Source organism: Mycobacterium interjectum (genome assembly GCF_900078675.2).
Taxonomy (GTDB): Bacteria; Actinomycetota; Actinomycetes; order Mycobacteriales; family Mycobacteriaceae; genus Mycobacterium; species Mycobacterium interjectum.
The window spans coordinates 934,279-953,648 of record NZ_LT546237.1 but is presented as its reverse complement, the minus strand read 5'-3'; the positions used below and the strand labels follow the sequence as shown (position 1 = coordinate 953,648).

Annotated in this window: 22 protein-coding genes and 1 tRNA gene; 5 read left to right on the top strand and 18 right to left on the bottom strand. The window is 67.2% G+C overall.

Annotation, left to right across the window (positions count from 1 at the left end):
- From BN4348_RS59940 to BN4348_RS38800, 6 genes are all read right to left on the bottom strand, one after another.
- Positions 1 to 1,490, bottom strand: a 1,490-nt coding sequence (locus BN4348_RS59940) for a PPE domain-containing protein (RefSeq protein ID WP_160040361.1), incomplete at its 3' end; no start/stop codon positions are given.
- Between the two features lie 15 nt (positions 1,491 to 1,505).
- On the bottom strand, positions 1,506 to 1,811 hold the full coding sequence (locus BN4348_RS38820) for a type VII secretion target (protein WP_066911498.1): 306 nt from the start codon (positions 1,809 to 1,811) through the stop codon (positions 1,506 to 1,508).
- Between the two features lie 76 nt (positions 1,812 to 1,887).
- Positions 1,888 to 2,205: a hypothetical protein gene (locus tag BN4348_RS38815; RefSeq protein WP_142308666.1), complete on the bottom strand. Its 318-nt coding sequence runs from the start codon at positions 2,203 to 2,205 to the stop codon at positions 1,888 to 1,890.
- A gap of 27 nt (positions 2,206 to 2,232) precedes the next feature.
- On the bottom strand, positions 2,233 to 3,735 hold the full coding sequence (locus BN4348_RS38810) for a DUF4226 domain-containing protein (protein ID WP_066911492.1): 1,503 nt from the start codon (positions 3,733 to 3,735) through the stop codon (positions 2,233 to 2,235).
- A 117-nt stretch (positions 3,736 to 3,852) separates the two neighbouring features.
- Positions 3,853 to 4,758, bottom strand: coding sequence for a DUF2637 domain-containing protein (locus BN4348_RS38805; protein WP_142308665.1), 906 nt, complete (start codon positions 4,756 to 4,758; stop codon positions 3,853 to 3,855).
- 165 nt (positions 4,759 to 4,923) lie between these two features.
- On the bottom strand, positions 4,924 to 5,133 hold the full coding sequence (locus BN4348_RS38800) for a hypothetical protein (RefSeq protein WP_066911486.1): 210 nt from the start codon (positions 5,131 to 5,133) through the stop codon (positions 4,924 to 4,926).
- Positions 5,134 to 5,713: 580 nt separating this feature from the next.
- Here BN4348_RS38800 and BN4348_RS38795 point away from each other — a divergent pair.
- The 4 genes from BN4348_RS38795 (at position 5,714) to BN4348_RS38785 (ending at position 8,395) form a co-directional block, all read left to right on the top strand.
- Entirely contained in the window at positions 5,714 to 6,595 is an 882-nt protein-coding gene (locus BN4348_RS38795; protein ID WP_235852683.1) for a helix-turn-helix domain-containing protein, read from the top strand.
- A gap of 1 nt (position 6,596) precedes the next feature.
- The gene (locus tag BN4348_RS62415) at positions 6,597 to 6,746 is read left to right on the top strand and encodes a helix-turn-helix domain-containing protein (RefSeq protein ID WP_308203768.1); all 150 of its coding nucleotides are present in this window, start codon (positions 6,597 to 6,599) and stop codon (positions 6,744 to 6,746) included.
- Positions 6,743 to 6,928 carry a helix-turn-helix domain-containing protein gene (locus BN4348_RS38790; protein WP_066911483.1) on the top strand — a complete coding sequence of 62 codons (186 nt, stop codon included), beginning with the start codon at positions 6,743 to 6,745 and terminating at the stop codon, positions 6,926 to 6,928. The genes BN4348_RS62415 and BN4348_RS38790 overlap by 4 nt, the downstream gene beginning before the upstream one ends.
- A 75-nt stretch (positions 6,929 to 7,003) precedes the next feature.
- Positions 7,004 to 8,395 carry a tyrosine-type recombinase/integrase gene (locus BN4348_RS38785; RefSeq protein WP_066911480.1) on the top strand — a complete coding sequence of 464 codons (1,392 nt, stop codon included), beginning with the start codon at positions 7,004 to 7,006 and terminating at the stop codon, positions 8,393 to 8,395.
- A gap of 514 nt (positions 8,396 to 8,909) precedes the next feature.
- On the opposite strand, the gene BN4348_RS38780 is transcribed toward BN4348_RS38785, so the two are convergent.
- The 12 genes from BN4348_RS38780 to BN4348_RS38725 all read right to left on the bottom strand — a co-directional run bounded on the left by BN4348_RS38780 (position 8,910) and on the right by BN4348_RS38725 (position 18,371).
- Positions 8,910 to 9,308 (bottom strand): hypothetical protein, encoded by a 399-nt coding sequence (locus tag BN4348_RS38780; protein ID WP_066911477.1) that lies wholly within the window; start codon positions 9,306 to 9,308, stop codon positions 8,910 to 8,912.
- A gap of 361 nt (positions 9,309 to 9,669) precedes the next feature.
- Entirely contained in the window at positions 9,670 to 9,855 is a 186-nt protein-coding gene (locus tag BN4348_RS60765) for a hypothetical protein (protein ID WP_211145700.1), read from the bottom strand.
- Between the two features lie 637 nt (positions 9,856 to 10,492).
- Positions 10,493 to 10,566, bottom strand: a tRNA-Pro gene (locus BN4348_RS38770).
- Between the two features lie 60 nt (positions 10,567 to 10,626).
- Complete coding sequence (locus BN4348_RS38765; RefSeq protein ID WP_066911474.1) at positions 10,627 to 11,367, bottom strand: IclR family transcriptional regulator; 741 nt, start codon at positions 11,365 to 11,367, stop codon at positions 10,627 to 10,629.
- Complete coding sequence (locus tag BN4348_RS38760; protein ID WP_066911516.1) at positions 11,364 to 12,194, bottom strand: cyclase family protein; 831 nt, start codon at positions 12,192 to 12,194, stop codon at positions 11,364 to 11,366. The genes BN4348_RS38765 and BN4348_RS38760 overlap by 4 nt, the downstream gene beginning before the upstream one ends.
- Positions 12,195 to 12,211: 17 nt before the next feature.
- Complete coding sequence (locus BN4348_RS38755; protein WP_066911471.1) at positions 12,212 to 12,982, bottom strand: SDR family NAD(P)-dependent oxidoreductase; 771 nt, start codon at positions 12,980 to 12,982, stop codon at positions 12,212 to 12,214.
- Positions 12,983 to 13,207: 225 nt separating this feature from the next.
- A complete protein-coding gene (der, locus tag BN4348_RS38750) occupies positions 13,208 to 14,608 on the bottom strand; it encodes a ribosome biogenesis GTPase Der (RefSeq protein WP_066911468.1) in 1,401 nt (466 codons plus the stop codon).
- A complete protein-coding gene (gene cmk, locus BN4348_RS38745; RefSeq protein WP_066911465.1) occupies positions 14,605 to 15,288 on the bottom strand; it encodes a (d)CMP kinase in 684 nt (227 codons plus the stop codon). The genes der and cmk overlap by 4 nt, the downstream gene beginning before the upstream one ends.
- Positions 15,285 to 16,028 carry a pseudouridine synthase gene (locus tag BN4348_RS38740; protein ID WP_066911462.1) on the bottom strand — a complete coding sequence of 248 codons (744 nt, stop codon included), beginning with the start codon at positions 16,026 to 16,028 and terminating at the stop codon, positions 15,285 to 15,287. Before BN4348_RS38740 ends, cmk begins: the two co-directional genes overlap by 4 nt.
- Positions 16,028 to 16,714, bottom strand: coding sequence for an SMC-Scp complex subunit ScpB (scpB, locus tag BN4348_RS38735; protein ID WP_066911459.1), 687 nt, complete (start codon positions 16,712 to 16,714; stop codon positions 16,028 to 16,030). The genes BN4348_RS38740 and scpB overlap by 1 nt, the downstream gene beginning before the upstream one ends.
- Complete coding sequence (locus BN4348_RS38730; protein WP_066911456.1) at positions 16,711 to 17,511, bottom strand: segregation/condensation protein A; 801 nt, start codon at positions 17,509 to 17,511, stop codon at positions 16,711 to 16,713. Before BN4348_RS38730 ends, scpB begins: the two co-directional genes overlap by 4 nt.
- Positions 17,508 to 18,371 carry a ParA family protein gene (locus BN4348_RS38725; protein WP_066911453.1) on the bottom strand — a complete coding sequence of 288 codons (864 nt, stop codon included), beginning with the start codon at positions 18,369 to 18,371 and terminating at the stop codon, positions 17,508 to 17,510. The genes BN4348_RS38730 and BN4348_RS38725 overlap by 4 nt, the downstream gene beginning before the upstream one ends.
- Before the next feature lie 200 nt (positions 18,372 to 18,571).
- Between BN4348_RS38725 and BN4348_RS38720 the strand changes: the two genes are divergently transcribed.
- Entirely contained in the window at positions 18,572 to 19,336 is a 765-nt protein-coding gene (locus BN4348_RS38720) for an O-methyltransferase (protein ID WP_066911450.1), read from the top strand.
- The last annotated feature ends 34 nt before the right edge of the window (positions 19,337 to 19,370 follow it).

Genomic DNA, 19,370 nt, shown 5'->3' with positions numbered 1-19,370 from the left:
GCTGACGGCGCCGAGACCGGCGCGGCCGCCGCCGGCGCGGCGGCGACTTCGGTCGGTGCTGCCAGCGGGACCCCCCCGCCGGCCGGCTCGGTGTCAGCTCCGCCTCCCCCAGCACCCAGATCCCCCGGAGCCGACAGATCGCCTGCCGAAGGCGGCTCCGGTGACTGAGGCGACTGTTCGCCGCCGTGCTGCGGTTCACCACCGGGCGGATGCTGGCCCAGACCGCTCATCATCGGCCCGGCCGCCTGTTCCGTTCCCTGCAGCGCCTTTTGGCCCGCACCGGCAAGGCCACCGAGTACACCGCCCAGGCCGCCCACCACGCCGCCGATGATCCCAGGAATGACTTCTGAGGGCAGTGAGCCCACTGTCTCCGGCAGGGCATCGGCCAGCGGATTCGCGGGGCCAGCTAGATCAGCAGCCCCGGGCGGCCACGTCGGCCCGCCCGTCAAATCCTGTCCCACACCCGGCCCTCCCTGCACCGGGTCCAAGGGTGCACCCTTGGGCGAGTGCTCTGCTTCCCGCTGCGCCACCGGCCCCTCACCGGCGACCACCGGCGGCGCGGCTGGCGCCGCATCTGGGCTCGGACCCGGCGGCGGCGTCGGCACCTTGGGCTGTGGAGCCGCCTCGGAGAACGTGTAAGTGCTAAACCCAGCCGTCGAGGCCTGATAAAGCCTGCTGACCTTCACTTGCGCATTAACCACAGCAAGCCGGTGAGCGCCACCGGCGCGCGCATTGGACTGCAAAGCCGCTTTCAGCTCCCGCTCGGCGTCAAGCACATGGCGATAGGGCGGGACATCGGTGAGGGCTTTGGAGAAGTGCTGCACATGAACCTTGGCCTGCTCAGCCAGGCCGTCCACATAGCGGGCGTGGCCCTGATACCACGTCTGCAGCGCCCGCATCCTTGTCGTGGCCGCATCCGCCGACGTTGACTGCCAGCCATCACCCGTCATGCCGATGGCCGCGCCCAGCTGATCGGCAGCGTCGCTGAGCTGCTTGGCCTCGGCGCGCAGGCTTGATTCCATCGCCTGCCAGGTCTTCTTGCCCGCGCCGGCGCGGCCGGTCTCGATCAGGCGAGCAATATCGCGCGGGCTTGCCGGGACTTCACCGGCCGGCAAACTGGTACCCACGCCGCCAGACACCAGACCCGCTGGCACCACCTGCCCTGCCGGCAGGGTCCGCCCAGCGGGCACAACCGCACCGGCGCTCCCGGTGCCCAGCGTCTCGGCCGACTGCGCTTCCTGGTCGTCATAGGCGCCGGCGCTGGCATCGAGCTTCACCCCGAACTGGCGTGCCATCGCGTTGGCCATCACGGTGTATTTGCGCGCCAAGGTCACTTGCGCGGTGAAACGGATGCTCGCCCCCACCGACACCACGTCCGATGCGCTCGGCTGCACCTGAGCCGAGCCTGGCGTTGCGGTCGCGCCAGCGGCATCTGCCTGGCGCGCCGCCGACCGGACGACCTCGGTATCAACGCGTACTGAATCCGCCACCGCGTAGCCCTTTAGTTACGTCTGCAGGATTTGCTGGCTGTCGCCTTCGGTCTGCTGGTAGGAGGCCAGGCTCGACCGGATATGGTCGGCCACACCCTCGCAATACTGCCCCAGCGATTGACCCGCCTCCCTACGCGCCTGCAGCGTCTCGATGAGGGCCTGACGCACCTCCCAGCCGATGTCACCGAAGCGTCGTCCCACGCTTTGCGCCGTGCCGGGATCGACAGTGAGACGTTCTCGCACCCGTGGCGCCTCTTGATCCCACCACTGTGCGTGCTGATTCCACGCGTCGAAATCCAGCATCACATCGTTGCCGGCCACCGCACACCTCCCATTGCACTGGCTATTTGCTAAAGCCTAACAACGGCTCAGCGGGCTACGCATCGGTCGAAACAGGTCAAAAATCGATGGTCCGCCGATATTCGTCGACATCGGTCAAACTTGGCCACCCCGGTGTCGTCGGCAGCGCAGTACCGTGCTCCTCAATGACGCGCATGCGTTGCTCGGCGCGCGCCCGCATCAACGCCAGCCGGTGGAGCCGCATAATCCGGTCCGCCAGGACCTCTGAGGTCCACGAGCGGGTTACCTCCGGCTCGAGTTGGACCCGCAAGCCCTCTCCCTGCCAGTCGAGCTCCACCATTAAGGCGCCATCGGATGACCATTCAACGACAGTGGGAAAGACTTCCTCTTCCTGCTGGTGCTGCTCGTCGGTCACCGCGACTCCCGCATCGTTGCCCCACATTTAGCTACCGCCGGTATTCGTCGTTGTCGGCTGGCCGGCCGGTGCGGCGGTGCTCGGCGGCGGCGAGGCAAGCGTCGTTGTACCGGCCAGCTGAGGTGGATCGACCCACCCCAGGAAATCACCTGTGGGCAGTGCACTTTGCGGTTGTAGCTGCCCATCAAGCCAGATTTTGCCATTACCCATATACATGACCGGGTCACGACTCTTGAATTGCGCGATTTGACCGGGCACCAAATGGCTCGGATCGGCAGGTGCGGTCACCGGTGTTCCCGGGGGCGGCAACTCCACGTGGGCCTGCTTCCACCCATCGCTGACCGTCGCCCCGTTGAGCACCGCCCGCACCGCGGCGGCGTGTTGGGCCGTCGTCGCCGTCACCGCAGAACCATCGGGCATCTGTACCACCCGGCTCGGGTCACCGCCCGCGCTGGCCGGCGCAGCAGCCGGCGGGGCCGGCGGTGTGCTCGGCTGCGGTTGAGTCGTACCCGCAGGCTGCGTCGGCGCGTTCTTATCGCCGGTGCCGTCCTTGCCGGCTGACGCGGCGCCGTTCTTGCCGCCATCGCCGTCACCCTTGCCGTGCGACCCGTCTTCGAAATCGTCGGACTTGCCGTGGTCGTGACCGTCGCTGTCTTTAAATCCGTCCCCCCCGCCCTGGCCGGCAAAACCACTCGCCAGCGGGCCCATCGCGCCCAGCGCGTCCATCGGCAAGGATCCTGCAGCGCCGCCCAGCGCGCCAGGAATCGACCCCAGCCCCGCCATCGCCGGGCCCAACATCGACAGCGGATCGCCCAGGCCCGCCCCGCCAAGCCCGCTCAGCCCAGCCAGCGGATCAGTCAGCCCGCCCGGACCGGCACCTGTAGCGGTTCCGCCCGCCCCGCCGTCACCACCGCCACTGCCGCCGCCATCACCGCTGGTGTCAGCACCGCCCCCATCACCACCCCCGGCGATGCCTGCGTTGCCCTGGTCCTTCGAATGGCCTCCGCCGGCGCTGTCGCGGTACTCATCACCGAGCGCGGAAAGCAGCTCAGCCTGCTTCTTACTGTCCACTTTGGAGCTGTCGAGCAGTTGTTGAATTTGGGCGAGCTGACCGTCCAAGAACTCATTAAACAGCGCCATCGCATGCGGGTCATTGGCCATTTGCGGGTGAGACGTCAGCGCGCGCCGCGCCGTCTCGATGCTGCTGATGATGGCGCCGATTTTGGAGCGAGTGTCGTCGTTGGTGGCGAAAATTTGTTTGAGCAAGCCGGCCAGCTTGTCATCGGTCTGGGTGAGCGCGCCGCTGGCCTGCTGATAGGTAGTTCCGGCGTGATCGACGCCCTGCTGTAACCCGCTGGGGCCGTTCGGCACTGGCAGAGCGGGCCCCCACGGCGGCGCCCCGGCCGGCGGCGCTGGCAGCGCCTGCTGGGGCGGCCCATCAAACTCATCGCCACCCTCACCGTCGTCATCACCGCCGAAGATCCCCGTCAGGTCGTCGAACAGGTCATCCAAGACGTCGAATAAGCCCATGGCGCGCCCGAATCCCCTCTACACGCAGGTCGCTGGGCAAAACGCTACCGCCGCCTGCTGGCGCTACGCGACGGTCGCGCCCAACCGATTTCGACCCATGCTGCTCCGACGAAGTCCTCACCGCCCGCCAGGGACGGGCACACCCAGCACAATCGGCGCCGCGTCGCGGATTTTGCCCACATTATCGTGGTGCAACTCGATCTCCGGCTGGGCACCGATGGCGCGAAGCGACATCGGCGGGCGGCATTCGTACAGATAACGCAAAGCGTGCGCGATCTTTGTCGTCGACACGTTCCGGCAATAACCATCCTCGTGCATCTGGGCCGCCGCCGCGCGCCATTTGTCCATCCTGTCCACCGCCAGTTCGAGCGCACGGTCGCACAACTGCGAGGTGGCGTCGGGCGGCGGCGTGGGATTGAACCGCCACAAGATGGCGGCGATATGGGTCGTCGCGAGTAAGGCCCCGGGTGGAACACAGGCAAGCCCCGCCGACCCCCACCTCATCCATAACACCATGTGCCCGGTGGACAGCCACGCATGCAAAGCATTACCGCCAACGCTCACCAAAGCCGCGGAGCTAAGGACACCCCACAGGAAAACCCGGTTCCAGAACTGATCCCGATACGGCGCCAGTGACACAATTCCCAGCGTCGCCAGGACGATCGTCCCGTCGATAATCAACGGCCATAGCCACGACGGCCAGCCGGGCCACGCCGCCATCGCCGCCAACTCACGCAAGGACGTAAACGACAGCACAAAGCTGACCGTCGCGATCCCGATCGTCAACCCCCCAGCAGCACGGCGACTTCTGCGAACAAGGTGTAACGTGCGGATCTCGTCGTCGGTCTGATCTGCTTCCCTCGCAAGCCGCGGCTTAATCGCCGGCCGCCCGCGACGACGCGAGTTGGCCTGCATACGGCCGCTGGGCCCGGCCGCCGGTGCCAGGTCGTCCATCGGCTGAGGCTCAACGCCGGTTTGTGCTGCTACCGCGGCACCGTTTCGACGGGTGTCAAGCGTGGTCACTGCGAGATTTCCTTCGCATAAGACGGACGGGCGGAACGGGCGATCACCGTGGGAGAGGCCAGAAAAGCGGCGTTGAGTCTTCCGTTCAGGCCTGCAGTGGTTGGGCTTACAGCTGAAACATACAGCCGGCGGCGGCGTTACGCGTCGCTCGGCGGCTGCGGATTTTCAATCCGACTCGCAATACCTTGTGACACCGTGCCGCTGGGCGGCTTCGACCTGGGCCGGCAACACCCATCGCCGCAGCGATTCCGCACCGACGCCGACCTTCGGGCCGATCGACTGGCAGGCGGCATACACCGACCGATACTCCTGAAGGTGATCCAGCACCACCTTCACCGCGCGCTCACGCTGCTCGACCGGGTAACGCTTGGCCATAGTCGCCATCCTTCACACACAAGGAAGCGGCACCAAACCCGGGACGGTTCTCTCACCGCCTTCTGACCTTGACGACTCCGGCCACGGCCACGCGACGGCACAGACGCGTCAGTTTGGGGCGCGATCGGCCTCGCGTGGCGGATTTCTCACGAGGTACCGATCGACCGGGAAACATCGAGAATTACTGGTGCACAACGACTACATCCGCACTGCGCATCGATGCACTCAACGACTTTTCTCTAGCGGGGAGTAGGCCATCGTCGGGTTATGTCGGCGCTCGTGCTCCGACATGATTGCCGCCCTGGTGGCGATGAGCTGCTCCCTCCTTCTCCGCGACCAGTGACACAGTCGATAACCGCCGAGCCGCTCTGTCTTTCACGATGTTTCACTGCGCTCCGATCAATAGCGGTAAACGGAAACGCGACGACGCAAAACCCGCCAGAGATTTCTCAGACTGGCTGTCGCGCAGCGCAATAACACCTCTTAGCGTTCTAGATATGAAACGACCCATCACGAGTGAGTGCAGGGACGAACCCGCCGAAACTCTCCGCAACGCGCGATCCTCAGCCCAGGCATAAAGATGAGCTGGGGTGCGCTCAACTGGGCGACGGACTTAGACGTCAGATCCTCGGCGGCGAAGTTCATCCTCATACTCCTAGCGAATAAGGCGGATGAGAATTTCTCGTGCTATCCCTCGATCCGTACTCTGATGGCTGAGTCCAATGCCGGGAGAAGCACGGTCCTGCGCGCACTCAGAGACCTGGAAACGCGTTGGCTTCATCAGTCGCCATCCACAGTTCCACGACTCCGGGGCGCAACGCTCGACTCGCTACTACCTGAATCACCCCTTGGCACCACATCTTTCGCACCGTCCCGATCCGGGACCCCCCCGTCCCGATCTGGGACCCCCCGTCCCGATCCGGGACCCCCGGAGGGTCCCGCTGCGAAACGCCCCCCATCCCACTGCGGGACGGGGACCGTGTCAGAGTGGGACCCTCCGGGGGTCCCACAGCGGGACCCCTTGAATCCATCAATTGAATCCCCATCCGAACCAAGCGATGCCGCGGCGCGCATCTTGGAGGCAGTCACCGAAGCGTGGACGCTGGGCACCCGCGAGGCTCGTAGTCTCCAAGCGGCCGTCGAGTCCGCCTTGGCGCACGGATGGCCGGCGGCAGAACTCACCGACCACCTGATCCAAAACCCCAACCCGGTGCGTGATCCGGTGCGGGTGCTCGCCCGGCGCCTGAACGATCTCCCGCAGCTACACGACCTACATCCCCAACCGTGCCGTGGTGTGGTGAATGCGAAGACACGCACTCTCGCACCATCACCGTCACTGCGCCCGACGGAACCGAAGCTGCGCAGTTTTGCCCGCGGTGCAGCCCACAGCTGCACAGGGCACATCCATCCAGAGAAAAATCCTTCAACATACCGAACAGTGGTGAATTATCTTGGAAAATAACGTGTTCAGTGAACTCCCCCTTCTGCTTGCGGTACCTCGCGCAGCTCAGCTGTTGGGAATCAGCCGTGCCGCGGCGTATCGCCCGGTGGCCTCCGGCGAGCTGCCAGTTCGTCGGCTCGGCGGACACGACTCTTCGGAGGGTGGTGAATGAAAATGGAAGACAACATGTTCAACGATCTGCCCCTTCTGCTCGCGGTGCCCCGAGCCGCGCAGCTGCTGGGAATCAGCCGGGCCGCGGCCTACCGTCTGGCGGCCTCCGGAGACCTGCCGGTCCGCCGGCTCGGCGGTCGCGTCTACGTGGTGACCGCCGGCCTTCGTGAGCTAGCCTCGTGAAAGGCTCGGTGTACCAGCGGGGTCCCAGGTGGTTGCCACGTGGCTGGAGCACCGCGACCGAGGAGACCGACCAACATGAGCACTGACACACAGTTTTCCAAGTCCGAACAGGCCAACCGCACCCGTCGCGCTGAGCCGATAACCCAGCACATCGCCAAGAACGGCACCGTGTCCTACTGGTTCCAGGCCGACGTGGGCACCAAGCCCGACGGCAGCCGGGACCGCCGACGATTCACCTACCGCACCAAGGCGGAGGCGCGCCGCGAGTATCGGCGCATCACCAGCGAGGTGGCTGCGGGCACCTACACCCGGCGGACGGCCATCACCGTTGACGACGCCTGCGACCAATGGTTAGACGGACGGCGCGGCATTCGGCGCGTGACACTGGAGGGCTACCGAAACGACCTCAAACCGGTACGCCGCTACCTCGGCGGTAAGAAACTCCAGCAGATCGTCAAGGCCGACGGTGACGCCCTCGTTGAATTGATGCTGACCGAAGGCCGCAGGTCACCGAAGCACTACCAGCCCGGCAGCCTGTCCAGCCGCGTCGCCGAACTGATCGGGCAACGCCCCGAGGGCATCTCGGCGTCGGCGCTGGCCGCCGCGTTCCCTGGTGAGGACGTACACACTTGCCTATCCGGCCTGGTGCGCGCCGCGCGAGTCACGCGGCCACGCCGGGCGGTGTACATCCTGGCCGACCCCGCCGAGGTGGACACGGCCGCTCGCGGCGTCAAGCCGGTCACGGTGCGCTCCACCCTCACCACCTTCGGCATGGTCGTGCAGTCGTTCGTAGATCAGGGCATGTTGCCTCGCAACGTTATTGCGCTTGTCGAGCGACCAGCCGACGCGACGACCGACGAGGAAGCCGCCCACCCGGCGAAGTCGTGGACGGTGGACGAGGTGGAGGCGTTCCGCGAGTCGGTGCGCGATGAACGCCTGTTCGCGTGCTGGTTGCTGAGCTGTTACGGGTTGCGCCGCAGCGAGGTGCTGGGCCTGCGTTGGTCTCAGCTCGATGATCATGCGCTGCGGGTGCGGCGAGGCCGGGTCGCCGTCGGCAGCGAGACCGAGGAAGGGCTACCGAAGTCCCGGCGCAGCCGTCGCGACCTCCCACCGCCGCCTGAGCTGGCTGAGGCGCTGCGCACACTGAAGATGTGCCAGAAGGCCGAGGCGCTGGCGCTTGGCGTCGCGTGGTCGGATGACCGGCTGATAGCGGTGCACGAGGACTCGACACCGGTACGGCACGATTGGTACTCCGACGAGTTCCAGCGGTTGCGCGAACGGGCCGGACTGCGCCGTATCCATCTCAAGGGGCTACGGAACACCAGTGTGAGCCTCATGCTCACGTCGGGCATCCCGGTGCACATCGTGGCGGCCTGGCACGGCCACGACCCGGCGGTGTCGCTGAGGATCTATAGCGACGCACAGCCCGACGACTTACGCGCCGCCGCCGCGTCGCTGTTCGGCTGACCCGGAAAGCACGCTGTCCGACGTCTCTATCGTCACAGCCGTTCAATGTGATCTATGGCGTTGCGCGGCGTTTCGTTCACAAATCCGTTCACAACACAGCAGGAGCAACTACGTCCGCCTCGCGAGGGAAACTGGTAACTGCCACGAGGCCTAACCTCTCAGGTCGGTACACTCCACACTCCGAGCTGACGATTGATGCGTTCCCAGTCAAGACCCGTCCCCTCGCTCGAACTGGTCGTCCACAAAGCATCCCGTATTACGACACCTACCGGTAAACCGCCGATATCGACGAAAAAGGTCTCCGTTTGCATCTGATGAATCAGGTCGGCCCTCGTCTATACGCCACGGACCAGTGGGTACGTTCGGCCAGTATTGCCTGTCGCAGTGTAAGTTTCGATCAATCGCATCTGGCGTGACACAGGGCCGGCCCGGCGCCGCGGCCGCCAGCTGCGCATGACGGCATGCGAGCTCATCGATCGCGCGGGCCAGGCTGAGCTGAGATGTGCGGCCACGGCTACCCCGTCTTTTCGGCGAATCGGCGCCGGCCGAGGATGTTGAGGCGCATGCTGTAGGTGAAGACCGATCCGGCCCGAGGAGTGTGATGGCTAGACAGCGTCTCATCGACAACGTGAAAGAGGCGCTCGGCAACGTCGCGAGCCAGACGCGCGCGGTATAGCGGGCGCGCCGCGAAAGCCGTTGGCTGGCAAGCACCTAAGAAGGGTGGCGCAACGAAGGCTGCGGCCGGCAACCGATCCGCCGCCAAGCGGACTTCCATCAAGCGGGCCGTCGCCAAGAAGGCCCCGGCGCAGAAGGCAACAGCCGCCACGCCCGGCGCCCGGAAAACCGCCGCAAAGAAGACCACGGCCAAAACGCCCAGCCGGGCGAAAACCCCGGCCCAGAAGACCGCGGCCAAGGCTGTCGCGAAGAAGGCTCCTGCTAAGAAACCCAATCAGAAGTAATGAAAGCCACCCCCAGATCGCGTGATCGGGTGATCAGCCGCCCATAAGGCCAGGCGGCAGTTCTGGCGGTGTAGGCGCTGCTCATCACTGTCGCCTGCCTTACCGGTAACCCGTCGTGAGCTGATTCGCCGCGCTCCAGATCGCTGGATCAGCAGGTGACGTGAAGGACCGCGCAGACCTCTCGTCGCTTGAGGCCCGTGATCAGCCGGCAGGCTTGTTCCGTCGGGACAGCGACAAGCTCGACGTTTCGGTGCGCAGCCTCCGCCGCCACCTCGGGCATGATCGGCAACGAGCCGTGGGCCCCGGTGCCGATGATCAACCCGGGTCCGCCCCCGGGAGCTCCTCGTCGGCCGAGAGCGGAGTGTGTCCGAACTTGTCGCGGTATGGCTTCGAGGGCTTCTTGCTCCGTTTGCGCACAGTACCTCGGTCGATGACGACGTCGTGCTCGTACGCTTGTCCCTCGACCTCGATCGACCCGAACCCACGGAGTCGCACATCCATCACAACTCCCTTCCGCGCGGAAATTCAACACTTCGGAAACTACGCCCATTGCCAGTGCGCAGGAAGCCGTTGCGCCCGATGGTGCCGACCATGACGATGACCTCGCAAGCTGCTCCCTCGTCCCATGACGGGACGAATACGGCGGAATATGGCGGGGTTACCGGTACTGCCTTGCGCAGCTCGACGTGCGTCCTCTTGCCGAGCAAGTTACGTAATAGGGCTTCGGTCTTGGGGGCCGTGGCCGATTTCGGCCGTCCATAATCTGCCGCCGCATACCGTCAACGACTACGGTCTGGGCATAGCCACGATGTCGGTTCGACGTGAGGCCACCAGCGTAGACCTGCGTGGCGTCCCGAACCAGGGAGCGACATCAGAGCCGCGTTTCTCATCGAGATCGGTGGCGGACCGATTACTCGACCTCAGACCGGGACAGCTGAAGCATCACGAGGGGCGCCCACTAGTAGGGAAGCAACCCAGCGATCACAGGCTGACAGTGCGTCGAATGCGCGCCGCCCGGGAGCACCCACGTCCGCTGCCCGACGCCTGGCAAGTTCTTGGCAAGCTCGGGGCGATTCGGGCGACGTGACCAAAACACTCGAAACCCGCTCCGGTACTGGTCAGAGCGGGTTTTCGTGTGTCGGGCTGACAGGATTTGAACCTGCGACCACTTGACCCCCAGTCAAGTGCGCTACCAAACTGCGCCACAGCCCGGATGCCGCCGGGATCACCGGCAGCAGGTCGACAGCCTACCGCAGCCAACACGCGACCCTGCTAATGCCCGAGCGACCTGCGCGTCTTCTCCACCCAGGCCAGCAGCGCCTGCGCCAGTTCGGACTCGCGGCGGTAGAACCGCTGCGCCGGCACCGGCACGCTGACCGCCACCAGCTGCTCGCCCACGCCGGGCAACACCGCACCGACCGCGCAGACGCCCTCGGTCTGCTCCTCGCGGTCGTAGGCGACGCCGTCGGCGCGGACGCGCTCCAGTTCCCTGCGCAACGCCGCCGGCGTCGTGATCGTGTTGTCGGTCAGGCGGGCCAGCCGGCTGGGCAAGGCTTGCTCGGGCGGCAGGCTGGCCAGCAGCGCCTTGCCGTTGGCACAGCAGTGCAACGGGAACGACTCGCCGACGGCGCTGATCGCCCGCAGCCGGTGCGGCGAGACGACCTGGTCGACGAACGTGACGCGGTCACCGTCGAGGATCGACAGGTCCACTGTCTCCTCCAGCTGCCGCGACAGCTCCTCCATGAACGGGTGCACGTCCATCACGACGCCGAGCCGCACGGTGGCGGCCATGCGCGCGATCTCGGGCCCGAGCCGATACGGGCCGCGCGCCCCCCGCGCGGCCACCAAGCCCTCGTCGTCCAGCGCCCCCAGGATCCGGCTCACCGTCGAGCGCGCCATGCCCAGCCGCTCGCCGATCTCGGCCTGGCTGAGTCCCCCGGGGTGAGCTTGGAGCAGCCGCAAAATCTCGGCCGCACGCGCGATGACCTGAACGCCGGCCCCGTCGGACGTCACGCCGCCGCACCGGTCTCGAGGCGGTAGCTCCCGCTGGGGTCGACGATCGCCACCAGCCGCACGATGCAGCCGTCGCCGCCGACCCAGCGCCACGGGAACGCGGCGAAGGTGACGCGCTTGCCGGTGACCTTGTCCAGGTCTCCCCCGACGTTCTCGAAGCCGTAGATGCCCTTGGACAGGATCGCACGGTGGCACGGCTCCCATTCGGGAAAGTCGTCGAGCACCTTGCGGCCGGTCTCCTCCTCGTATTCCCGTACCGCCCAGGGCAATAGGCCGCCGGTGTGTTCGGCCGGTCCGTGCGGGGCGATCGAGGTGGCCATCGGGTGATCCAGCGCCTGGGTGTCGGTGCCCACGGCCTTGACGCCCTTGGCCGCGAACCACTCCCCGGCCTCCTTGTAGAAGCCCGGCGAATAGGCGTAGTACTCGGCGCTGTCGGCGTAGGTGTGGTGCCAGCCGGTGTTGACGATGACGATGTCGCCGGGCCGGATCTGCGGCGTGGCGTTGTCGAGGTCCTCGGCGGTGACGACCTCCCACTTCTGCTTCGGGATCGAGACGACGACGCCGGTGCCGAAGAACGCGCTCAGCGGAATCTCGTGTAGGAACGGGGTTCCCTCGACGACGTGCGCGGGCGCGTCGATGTGGGTGCCGGAATGCATGACGGTGGTGATCTTTTGGGTCAGCACGCGGCTTCGCGCCATGCTATGCAGGCGCTCGATCTGCACGTCCTCGAAGTACGGCCACGCCGGCACGCCATGACCCCACGGGTGGGACAGGTCGTAGAACTCCAGCTTCGATTCGGCGTCGCCGAGGGGCCAAGTGATACTCATGATTTCCTTTCGGTCGATCAACACGCTGTGTAGCCGCCGTCGAGATACATCACCTGGCCGGTGAAGAATCTCGAGGCGTCGCTGAGCAGATAAATCAGGGCGCCGACGAAGTCGTCGGGCTCGGCGAAGCGGCGCAACGGGATTCGGGCGAACATCGCCTCGCGGGTTCGGCGCCCTTTTTCGTCGTCGGCGAACATCCACTCGGTTACCTCGGAGCGGAAAACCGTTGGCGCCAGGGCGTTTACCCGAATGCCATCCGGGCCCCACTCCGCGGCCAGGCTCTTGGCCAGCAGGTCGGTGGCGCCCTTCGACGGGCAGTAGGCGCTATAGCCGGCGGGGTGGCCGAGGGAGCCCCGCACCGAGGAGACGAGCACGACGCTGCCGCCGGTGCCCTGCTCGAGCAGCACCCGCCCGGCCGCCTGGCACACCAGCCAGGCCCCGCGGGCGTTCGCGCCCATCACCTTGTCGTAGTCCTCGACGGCCATCTCGGTGATGGGCGCGACGTGGTTCATGCCCGAGGCCACCAACACCCCGTCGAGGCGGCCGTGCTTGGCGACGGCCGCGTCCACCATCTCGTCGGCGTCGGCCGGGTTCTCGGGCCGGCGGATGACCATCGCGGCGTCGTCGATGCCGAGGGCGTGCAGTGCCGCGGGGTTTCCGCCGGCCAGCGTCATTCGGGCACCGGCTTCGGCCAGCGCCCGGGCCGCGACGCTGCCGAGGGCGCCGGTCGCTCCGGTGATCAGGATCGACTTGTCCTGGACGCTGAACAGCTTCACCGATGCCTCCATAAATCCCACAATGCGGGCATATCAACCCGATATAGAAGCAACGGTAGGGCGGCGCAAAGCCGGAAGTCAACAATTATTCCTGTGATACAGCTTTCATATTCCGTATCGTGGGAGTAATGGTCATGACTTCCGCGGCCGGGGGCGGTCCATGAACGTGATACCGCCGGCGCTACCGCATTCGAGGGTCGCCTATCGGTCCGGGGAAGCGGCGAGCATCCGAGGCGCTCAGCGCCGCTTGGCTCCCCGCTTTTCGCGCACGCGCACATTGATGCGGATCGGCGAACCCTCGAACCCGAACGTCTCGCGCAACCGCCGCTCCAGAAAACGCCGGTAACCGGCCTCCAGGAAACCGGTGGTGAAAAGCACGAACGTCGGCGGGCGGGCGGTGGCCTGGGTGGCGAACAGGATGCGCGGCTGCTTGCCGCCGCGCACCGGCGGCGGCGTGGCGGCGACCACTTCCTTGATCCAGTTGTTGAGCTGCCCGGTGGAAATCCGGGTGTCCCAGGACTCCAGCGCCGTCTCCATCGCCGGCACCAGCTTCTGCACCGCGCGGCCGGTCTTCGCCGAGATGTTGACCCGCTGCGCCCACCGGAGCTGCGCCAACTCGCGGTCGATCTCGCGCTCCAGCGGCTCGCGGCGATCCTCGTCGACCAGGTCCCACTTGTTGAACGCCAGCACCAGCGCGCGGCCGGCCTCGATCACCATCGACAGCACCCGCTGGTCCTGTTCGGTCAGGGTCTGCGACGCGTCGATCAACACGACCACCACCTCGGCCGCATCGATCGCCGAGTGGGTGCGCACCGACGCGTAGAACTCGTGCCCGCTGGCCTGGCCCACCTTGCGCCGCAGACCCGCGGTGTCGACGAACCGCCACACCTTGCCACCCAGCTCGATCAGCGAGTCCACCGGATCGACCGTCGTGCCGGCGACGTCGTGCACCACCGAACGCTCGTCGCCCGCAAGCTTGTTCAGCAGCGAGCTCTTGCCCACGTTGGGCTTGCCGACCAGCGCCACCCGCCGCGGCCCACCCGCCGCCGGCGCCGCCTCGGACACCTCGGGCAGCGCGGCCAGCACCTCGTCGAGCAGATCGGCGACCCCGCGGCCGTGCATCGCGCTCACGGCGTGCGGCTCGCCGAGCCCCAGCGACCACAGCTCCGCGACGTCGGCCTCGGCCTTCTCGCTGTCAACCTTGTTGGCCGCCAGAAAGACCGGCTTGCCCGAGCGCAGCAGGATGCGTGCGGCGGCCTCGTCGGCCGCGGTGGCGCCGACGGTGGCGTCGACCACCAGGATCACCGCGTCGGCGGTGCGCATGGCCACCGACGCCTGTTCGGCCACCAGCTGCTGCAGGCCCTTGGCGTCGGGCTCCCACCCGCCGGTGTCCTGCACGACGAACCGGCGCCCGGTCCACAGCGCGTCGTAGGACACGCGGTCGCGCGTGACGCCGGGGATGTCCTGCACCACCGCCTCGCGCCGGCCCAGGATCCGGTTGACCAGGGTCGACTTGCCGACGTTGGGCCGGCCCACCACCGCGACCACCGGCGCCGGGCCGGCCTCGGCGGCATCCGCCAGGCCGGATTCGACCGCTTCCCAATCGCTTTCGTCGACCCAAGTCCCGTCCTGCGTCATCGCACCGCCCCGCTTTTCTGCCGGACCAGCTCGAGCAGATGGGCGATCACCTGTGTCTCGGTCATGTCGCTGGTGTCGACGACCACCGCGTCGGGGGCCGCGCGCAGCGGCGACACCGCCCGGGTGGAATCGAGATGGTCGCGGCGCCGCACATCGGCGAGCACGCCGTCATAGTCGTCGGGCAGACCCGACGCGACGTTCTGGTCGTTGCGCCGCCTGGCCCGGGTTTCGGCCGAGGCGGTGAGGAAAATCTTCACCGGCGCGCCGGGCAGGACCACGGTTCCGATGTCGCGGCCCTCGACCACGACGCTGCCCGGGCCCTGCGCCAGGTCGCGCTGCAGCGCGACCAGACCGGCGCGCACGGCCGGCACCGACGACACCGCCGAGACCGCCCGGGTGACCTCGTCACCGCGGATCTCGACCGAAACATCCTCCGCGCCAAGGTAACAGCGGTCCGCATCCGGGTCGTAGCTGACCGACAGCTGCACCTGCGATGCCACAGACCCGACGGCCTCGGCGTCGGCGGGGTCGACGCCGGCACGCAGCACCGCCAGCGTCACGATCCGATACATCGCGCCGGTGTCGAGATAGCGGGCGCCCAGCGCGCGCGCCAAACCCCTTGACACCGAGGACTTCCCGGTCCCGGCCGGGCCGTCGATAGCAACAACGACGCCGCTCACAACCCGACCGCCTTGTAGAGCGAACCGATCTCGTCGCGGCGCAACGCCCGGAGGCTGCCCGGGCGCTGCTCCCCCAGCGATACCGCGCCGATGTCGGTGCGCACCAGCGCCTCGACCGGGTGGCCCGTCGCCGCCAGCAGCCGGCGCACGATGCGGTTGCGTCCCTCGTGCAAGGTCACGCGCACCAACGTCTTACCCGGAATGGCGTCCACCACCGCGAAATCGTCGACCCGCGCCGGACCGTCCTCCAGCTCGATCCCCGCGCGCAGCCTCTTGCCCAGCCCGCGCGGCACCGTCCCGGTCACCGTCGCAAGATACGTCTTGAGCACCTCGTGGGAGGGGTGCATCAACCGGTGCGCCAATTCGCCGTCGTTGGTCAGCAGGATCAGCCCCTCGGTGTCGGCGTCCAACCGCCCGACGTGAAACAGCTTCTTGTTGCCGCGAACCCGGCGCGCCACCAGGTCGCCGATGCACGGCCGCCCACGATCATCCGACATGGTCGAGTGCATGCCCCGCGGCTTGTTCAGGGCGAAATACACCAGCGAGTCGTCGACGAGCACCCGGACGCCGTCGACGCGGATCACCGAGGCGTCCGGGTCGACCCGGGTGCCCAGCTCGGTGACGACCTGCCCGTCGACCTCGACGCGGCCGTCGATGATCAGCTTCTCGGCGGCCCGGCGCGACGCAATTCCGGCCTGGGACAAGACTTTTTGTAGGCGGACCCCTTCAGATTCGGCCATCAATCCTTGTCCACGTCGAAGGACAGCGACTCCTCGGAGGCCGAACCGCCCGCAAGTTTGATGAAACGTGGCTCGCTGTCCAGGGATTCGCTGAGGTCCTCGATCGTGTCGACGTCGGGCAGCAGCGGCGCGATGTCCGGAAGGTCGGCCAGCGACGTCAACCCCAGCCGCTCCAGGAACAACTCGGTGGTGGCGAACGTCGTCGCGCCGGTGTCGTCGTCGACGCCGGCCTCGGTAATCAGGCCCCGCGCCAGCAGCGTGCGCATGACGGCGTCGACGTTGACGCCGCGCACCGCGCTGACCCGCGCGCGCGTCACGGGCTGCCGATAGGCGACCACCGCCAGCGTCTCCAGCGCGGCCCGGGTGAGCTTGGATCGCGCGCCGTCCAGCAGCAGCTTCTCCACATACGGCGCGAACCGGGCGCGGGTGTACATCCGCCAGCCCTCGCTGTTTTGCCGCAGATCGATGCCGCTGTCGCGTTCGGCGAGTTCCTCGGCCAGCTGCTGCAGGCGGGCCGTGATGCGGTAGACGGGTTGCCCGGTGGCCGAGCCCAGCGCCTCGGCGGTGACCGGGGTGTCCACCACCAGCAGCAGCGCCTCCAGCACGGAGCCGAGTTCCTCGGCGTCCATCGGCGTCGCCTCGGCGATCTCGATGCCCAGATCGATCTCTGGCAACTCGTCCGTCATTCGTCCCGCACTTCTACCGGACGCTCCCCGGTCCACGAAATTTGGAGCACGCCAAGCGGCTCTGACTGGTCGAATGCTACCGTCCGCGTCCGATACAGCTCGAGCAGCGCGAGGAAGCGCCCGACGACCTCCATCGGCGCCTCGCAATCGGCGACCAACTCGGAAAACGTCGCCCACTGGCCGCTGCCGCGGGCTTCCAGGATCGCCAACAGTTTTTCGGCCTGCTCGGGGACCGAGACCGCCAGCTCGTGCAGGTGGCCGATGGCCACCGTCGGGACCGGACGCGGGGTGAACGCGACCGCGGCGATCTGCGCGAACCGCTCGGCGTCGACGCCGAGCATCACCTCGGGGAGCAGCTCGGTGAACCGGTCCTCCAGCGACACCGCGCGCGGATAGCTGCGCAGCGCGGCGGCCTCCAGCTCGGCGAACATCTCCGCGACGTGCTTGAAGGCGCGGTATTGCAGCAGCCGCGCGAACAGCAGGTCGCGCACCTCGAGTAGCGCCAGGTCCTCGTCGTCGTCGACCTGCCCGGCCGGCAGCAGGCGGGCGGCCTTGAGGTCGAGCAGCGTCGCGGCGATCACCAGGAACGCGGTGGTCTCCTCCAGGCCCAGCTGGGAGCCGATCGCCTTCGTGTAGGCGATGAAGTCGTCGGTGACCTGGTGCAGCGCCACCTCGGTGACGTCGAGGCGATGGGCGAAGATCAGCTGCAGCAGCAGATCGAACGGCCCCTCGAAGTTGGTCAGGCGAACCCGGAAGCCGTCCTTTGCTGGCGCCTCTCCGTTGGCGGTGCCGTTCACGCGCCGAATCGGTGGATGAACTCGCGGGCCAGCGCGCGGTAGGCGATAGCGCCGGTCGATCGGGGCGCCCAGGTGGTGATGGGCTCGCCCGCCACGCTGGTCTCCGGGAACCGCACGGTCCGGGTGATCACGGTGTCGAACACCAGGTCCCCGAACCGCTCCACGACGCGGGCCATGACCTCGCGCGAATTGACGGTGCGCGGGTCGTACCGGGTGAGCAGGATGCCGCTGATCTCCAGCTTGGGGTTGAGCCGGTCGCGCACCTTGTCGACGGTGTCGGTGAGCAGCGCCAGGCCGCGCAACGAGAAGAACTCGCACTCGGTGGGGATCACCACGCCGTCCGAACAGGCCAGCCCGTTGACGGTGAGCAGGCCCAGGGATGGCTGGCAGTCGATCAGGACGTAGTCGTAGCGGTCCAGCACCGGATACAGCGCGCGGCCCAGGGTCTGCTCGCGGCCGACCTCGTTGACCAACTGGATCTCGGCGGCCGACAGGTCGATGTTGCTGGGCACCAGGTCCATGTGGTTGACCCGGGTTTTGAGCAGCACGTCGTCGATCGACACCCGCGGCTCGACCAGCACGTTGTGGATCGTCTTCTCCAGCTCGTAGTGCGGGACGCCCAGGCCGGCGGACAGCGCACCCTGCGGGTCCATGTCCACCAGCAGCACGCGCCTGCCGTACTCGGCGAGCGCCGCGCCCAGGTTGATCGTCGAGGTGGTCTTCCCGACGCCGCCCTTCTGGTTGCACATGGCGACGACCTTGGCCGGGCCGTGCGAGGTGCGCGGCGCCGGCTCGGGGATCGCCCGGGGCGGGCGTCCCGTCAAGCCGATCTCGACGCCGTTGTCCGGGTGCTCGGTCATCACGCCCGGCGTGTTCGAGAGGTGAACATCGCTCGAAAGTCTAACGGCTTCGCGCAGTTAAGCCGGGCGCCGCGCGGGCGAGTCACCAGCCAATATGAGCGGAAATCGCTGGTGGGACGCACCTTTGCGCGCAGGGTTAACTTCAGTCACACCAGCACCATTCGGTGGGGTGCCGACGGCCGGCACTATCGTGGGTGCTCATGGATCTCAAGCGACGACTGCCCATCCTGCGGTGGTCGGTGTGGCGGATGGCCGCCGGCAATCGCAACATCACCACCACGGGCCAGATCGGCGACGGGCGCGAGTCCGCCGCGGTCGAATACGTCCTCAAGAACGCCCGGGCCGGCGACATCGACGACGTGCTGGCCACCATCGACAAGTTCGCCTACGAGAAGTCGATGCTGATCAACGTCGGCGACGAGAAAGGGCTGCTGCTCGACGCGGCCGTGCGGCGCGCCGATCCCGCGCTGGCGCTCGAGCTGGGCACCTACTGCGGCTACGGCGCGCTGCGGATCGCCCGCGCCGCCCCGAAGGCGAAGGTGTACTCCGTCGAGCTCGCCGAGGCCAACGCCGCCAACGCCCGGCGGATCTGGGAGCACGCCGGGGTCGCCGACCGGGTGACCTGCGTGGTCGGCACCATCGGTGACGGCGGACGCACCCTCGACGCGCTGGCCGCCGAGCACGGATTCGCCTCCGGCGCACTCGATTTCGCGTTCCTCGACCACGACAAGGACGCCTACCTGGACGACCTGATGAGCATCCTCGACCGGGGCTGGCTGCGCCCGGGCGCGATCGTGGTCGCCGACAACGTCAGGATTCCCGGCGCGCCGAAATACCGCGGGTACATGCGCGAGCAGCAGGGCAAGCTGTGGAACACCGTCGAGCACAAGGCGCACCTGGAATACCAGTCGCTGGTGTCCGATCTGGTGCTGGAGTCGGAATACCTGGGCCCAACGTCGACTTGATGCCGGGATTTGCGACTTCGCGCAACAAGTCGAC

What these genes read in the sequence shown, in the direction of transcription:
- BN4348_RS38760 (WP_066911516.1), bottom strand. Translation starts at nt 12,194, where the DNA reads ATGAGTATCACTTGGCCCCTCGGCGACGCCGAATCGAAGCTGGAGTTC.
- BN4348_RS38755 (WP_066911471.1), bottom strand. Translation starts at nt 12,982, where the DNA reads ATGGAGGCATCGGTGAAGCTGTTCAGCGTCCAGGACAAGTCGATCCTG.
- BN4348_RS38720 (WP_066911450.1), top strand. Translation starts at nt 18,572, where the DNA reads ATGGATCTCAAGCGACGACTGCCCATCCTGCGGTGGTCGGTGTGGCGG.
- BN4348_RS38800 (WP_066911486.1), bottom strand. Translation starts at nt 5,133, where the DNA reads ATGGCCAAGCGTTACCCGGTCGAGCAGCGTGAGCGCGCGGTGAAGGTG.
- scpB (WP_066911459.1), bottom strand. Translation starts at nt 16,714, where the DNA reads ATGACGGACGAGTTGCCAGAGATCGATCTGGGCATCGAGATCGCCGAG.
- BN4348_RS60765 (WP_211145700.1), bottom strand. Translation starts at nt 9,855, where the DNA reads ATGGATGTGCGACTCCGTGGGTTCGGGTCGATCGAGGTCGAGGGACAA.
- BN4348_RS38790 (WP_066911483.1), top strand. Translation starts at nt 6,743, where the DNA reads ATGAAAATGGAAGACAACATGTTCAACGATCTGCCCCTTCTGCTCGCG.
- BN4348_RS38810 (WP_066911492.1), bottom strand. Translation starts at nt 3,735, where the DNA reads ATGGGCTTATTCGACGTCTTGGATGACCTGTTCGACGACCTGACGGGG.
- BN4348_RS38725 (WP_066911453.1), bottom strand. Translation starts at nt 18,371, where the DNA reads ATGACCGAGCACCCGGACAACGGCGTCGAGATCGGCTTGACGGGACGC.
- BN4348_RS38785 (WP_066911480.1), top strand. Translation starts at nt 7,004, where the DNA reads ATGAGCACTGACACACAGTTTTCCAAGTCCGAACAGGCCAACCGCACC.
- BN4348_RS38740 (WP_066911462.1), bottom strand. Translation starts at nt 16,028, where the DNA reads ATGGCCGAATCTGAAGGGGTCCGCCTACAAAAAGTCTTGTCCCAGGCC.
- der (WP_066911468.1), bottom strand. Translation starts at nt 14,608, where the DNA reads ATGACGCAGGACGGGACTTGGGTCGACGAAAGCGATTGGGAAGCGGTC.
- BN4348_RS38795 (WP_235852683.1), top strand. Translation starts at nt 5,714, where the DNA reads ATGAGCTGGGGTGCGCTCAACTGGGCGACGGACTTAGACGTCAGATCC.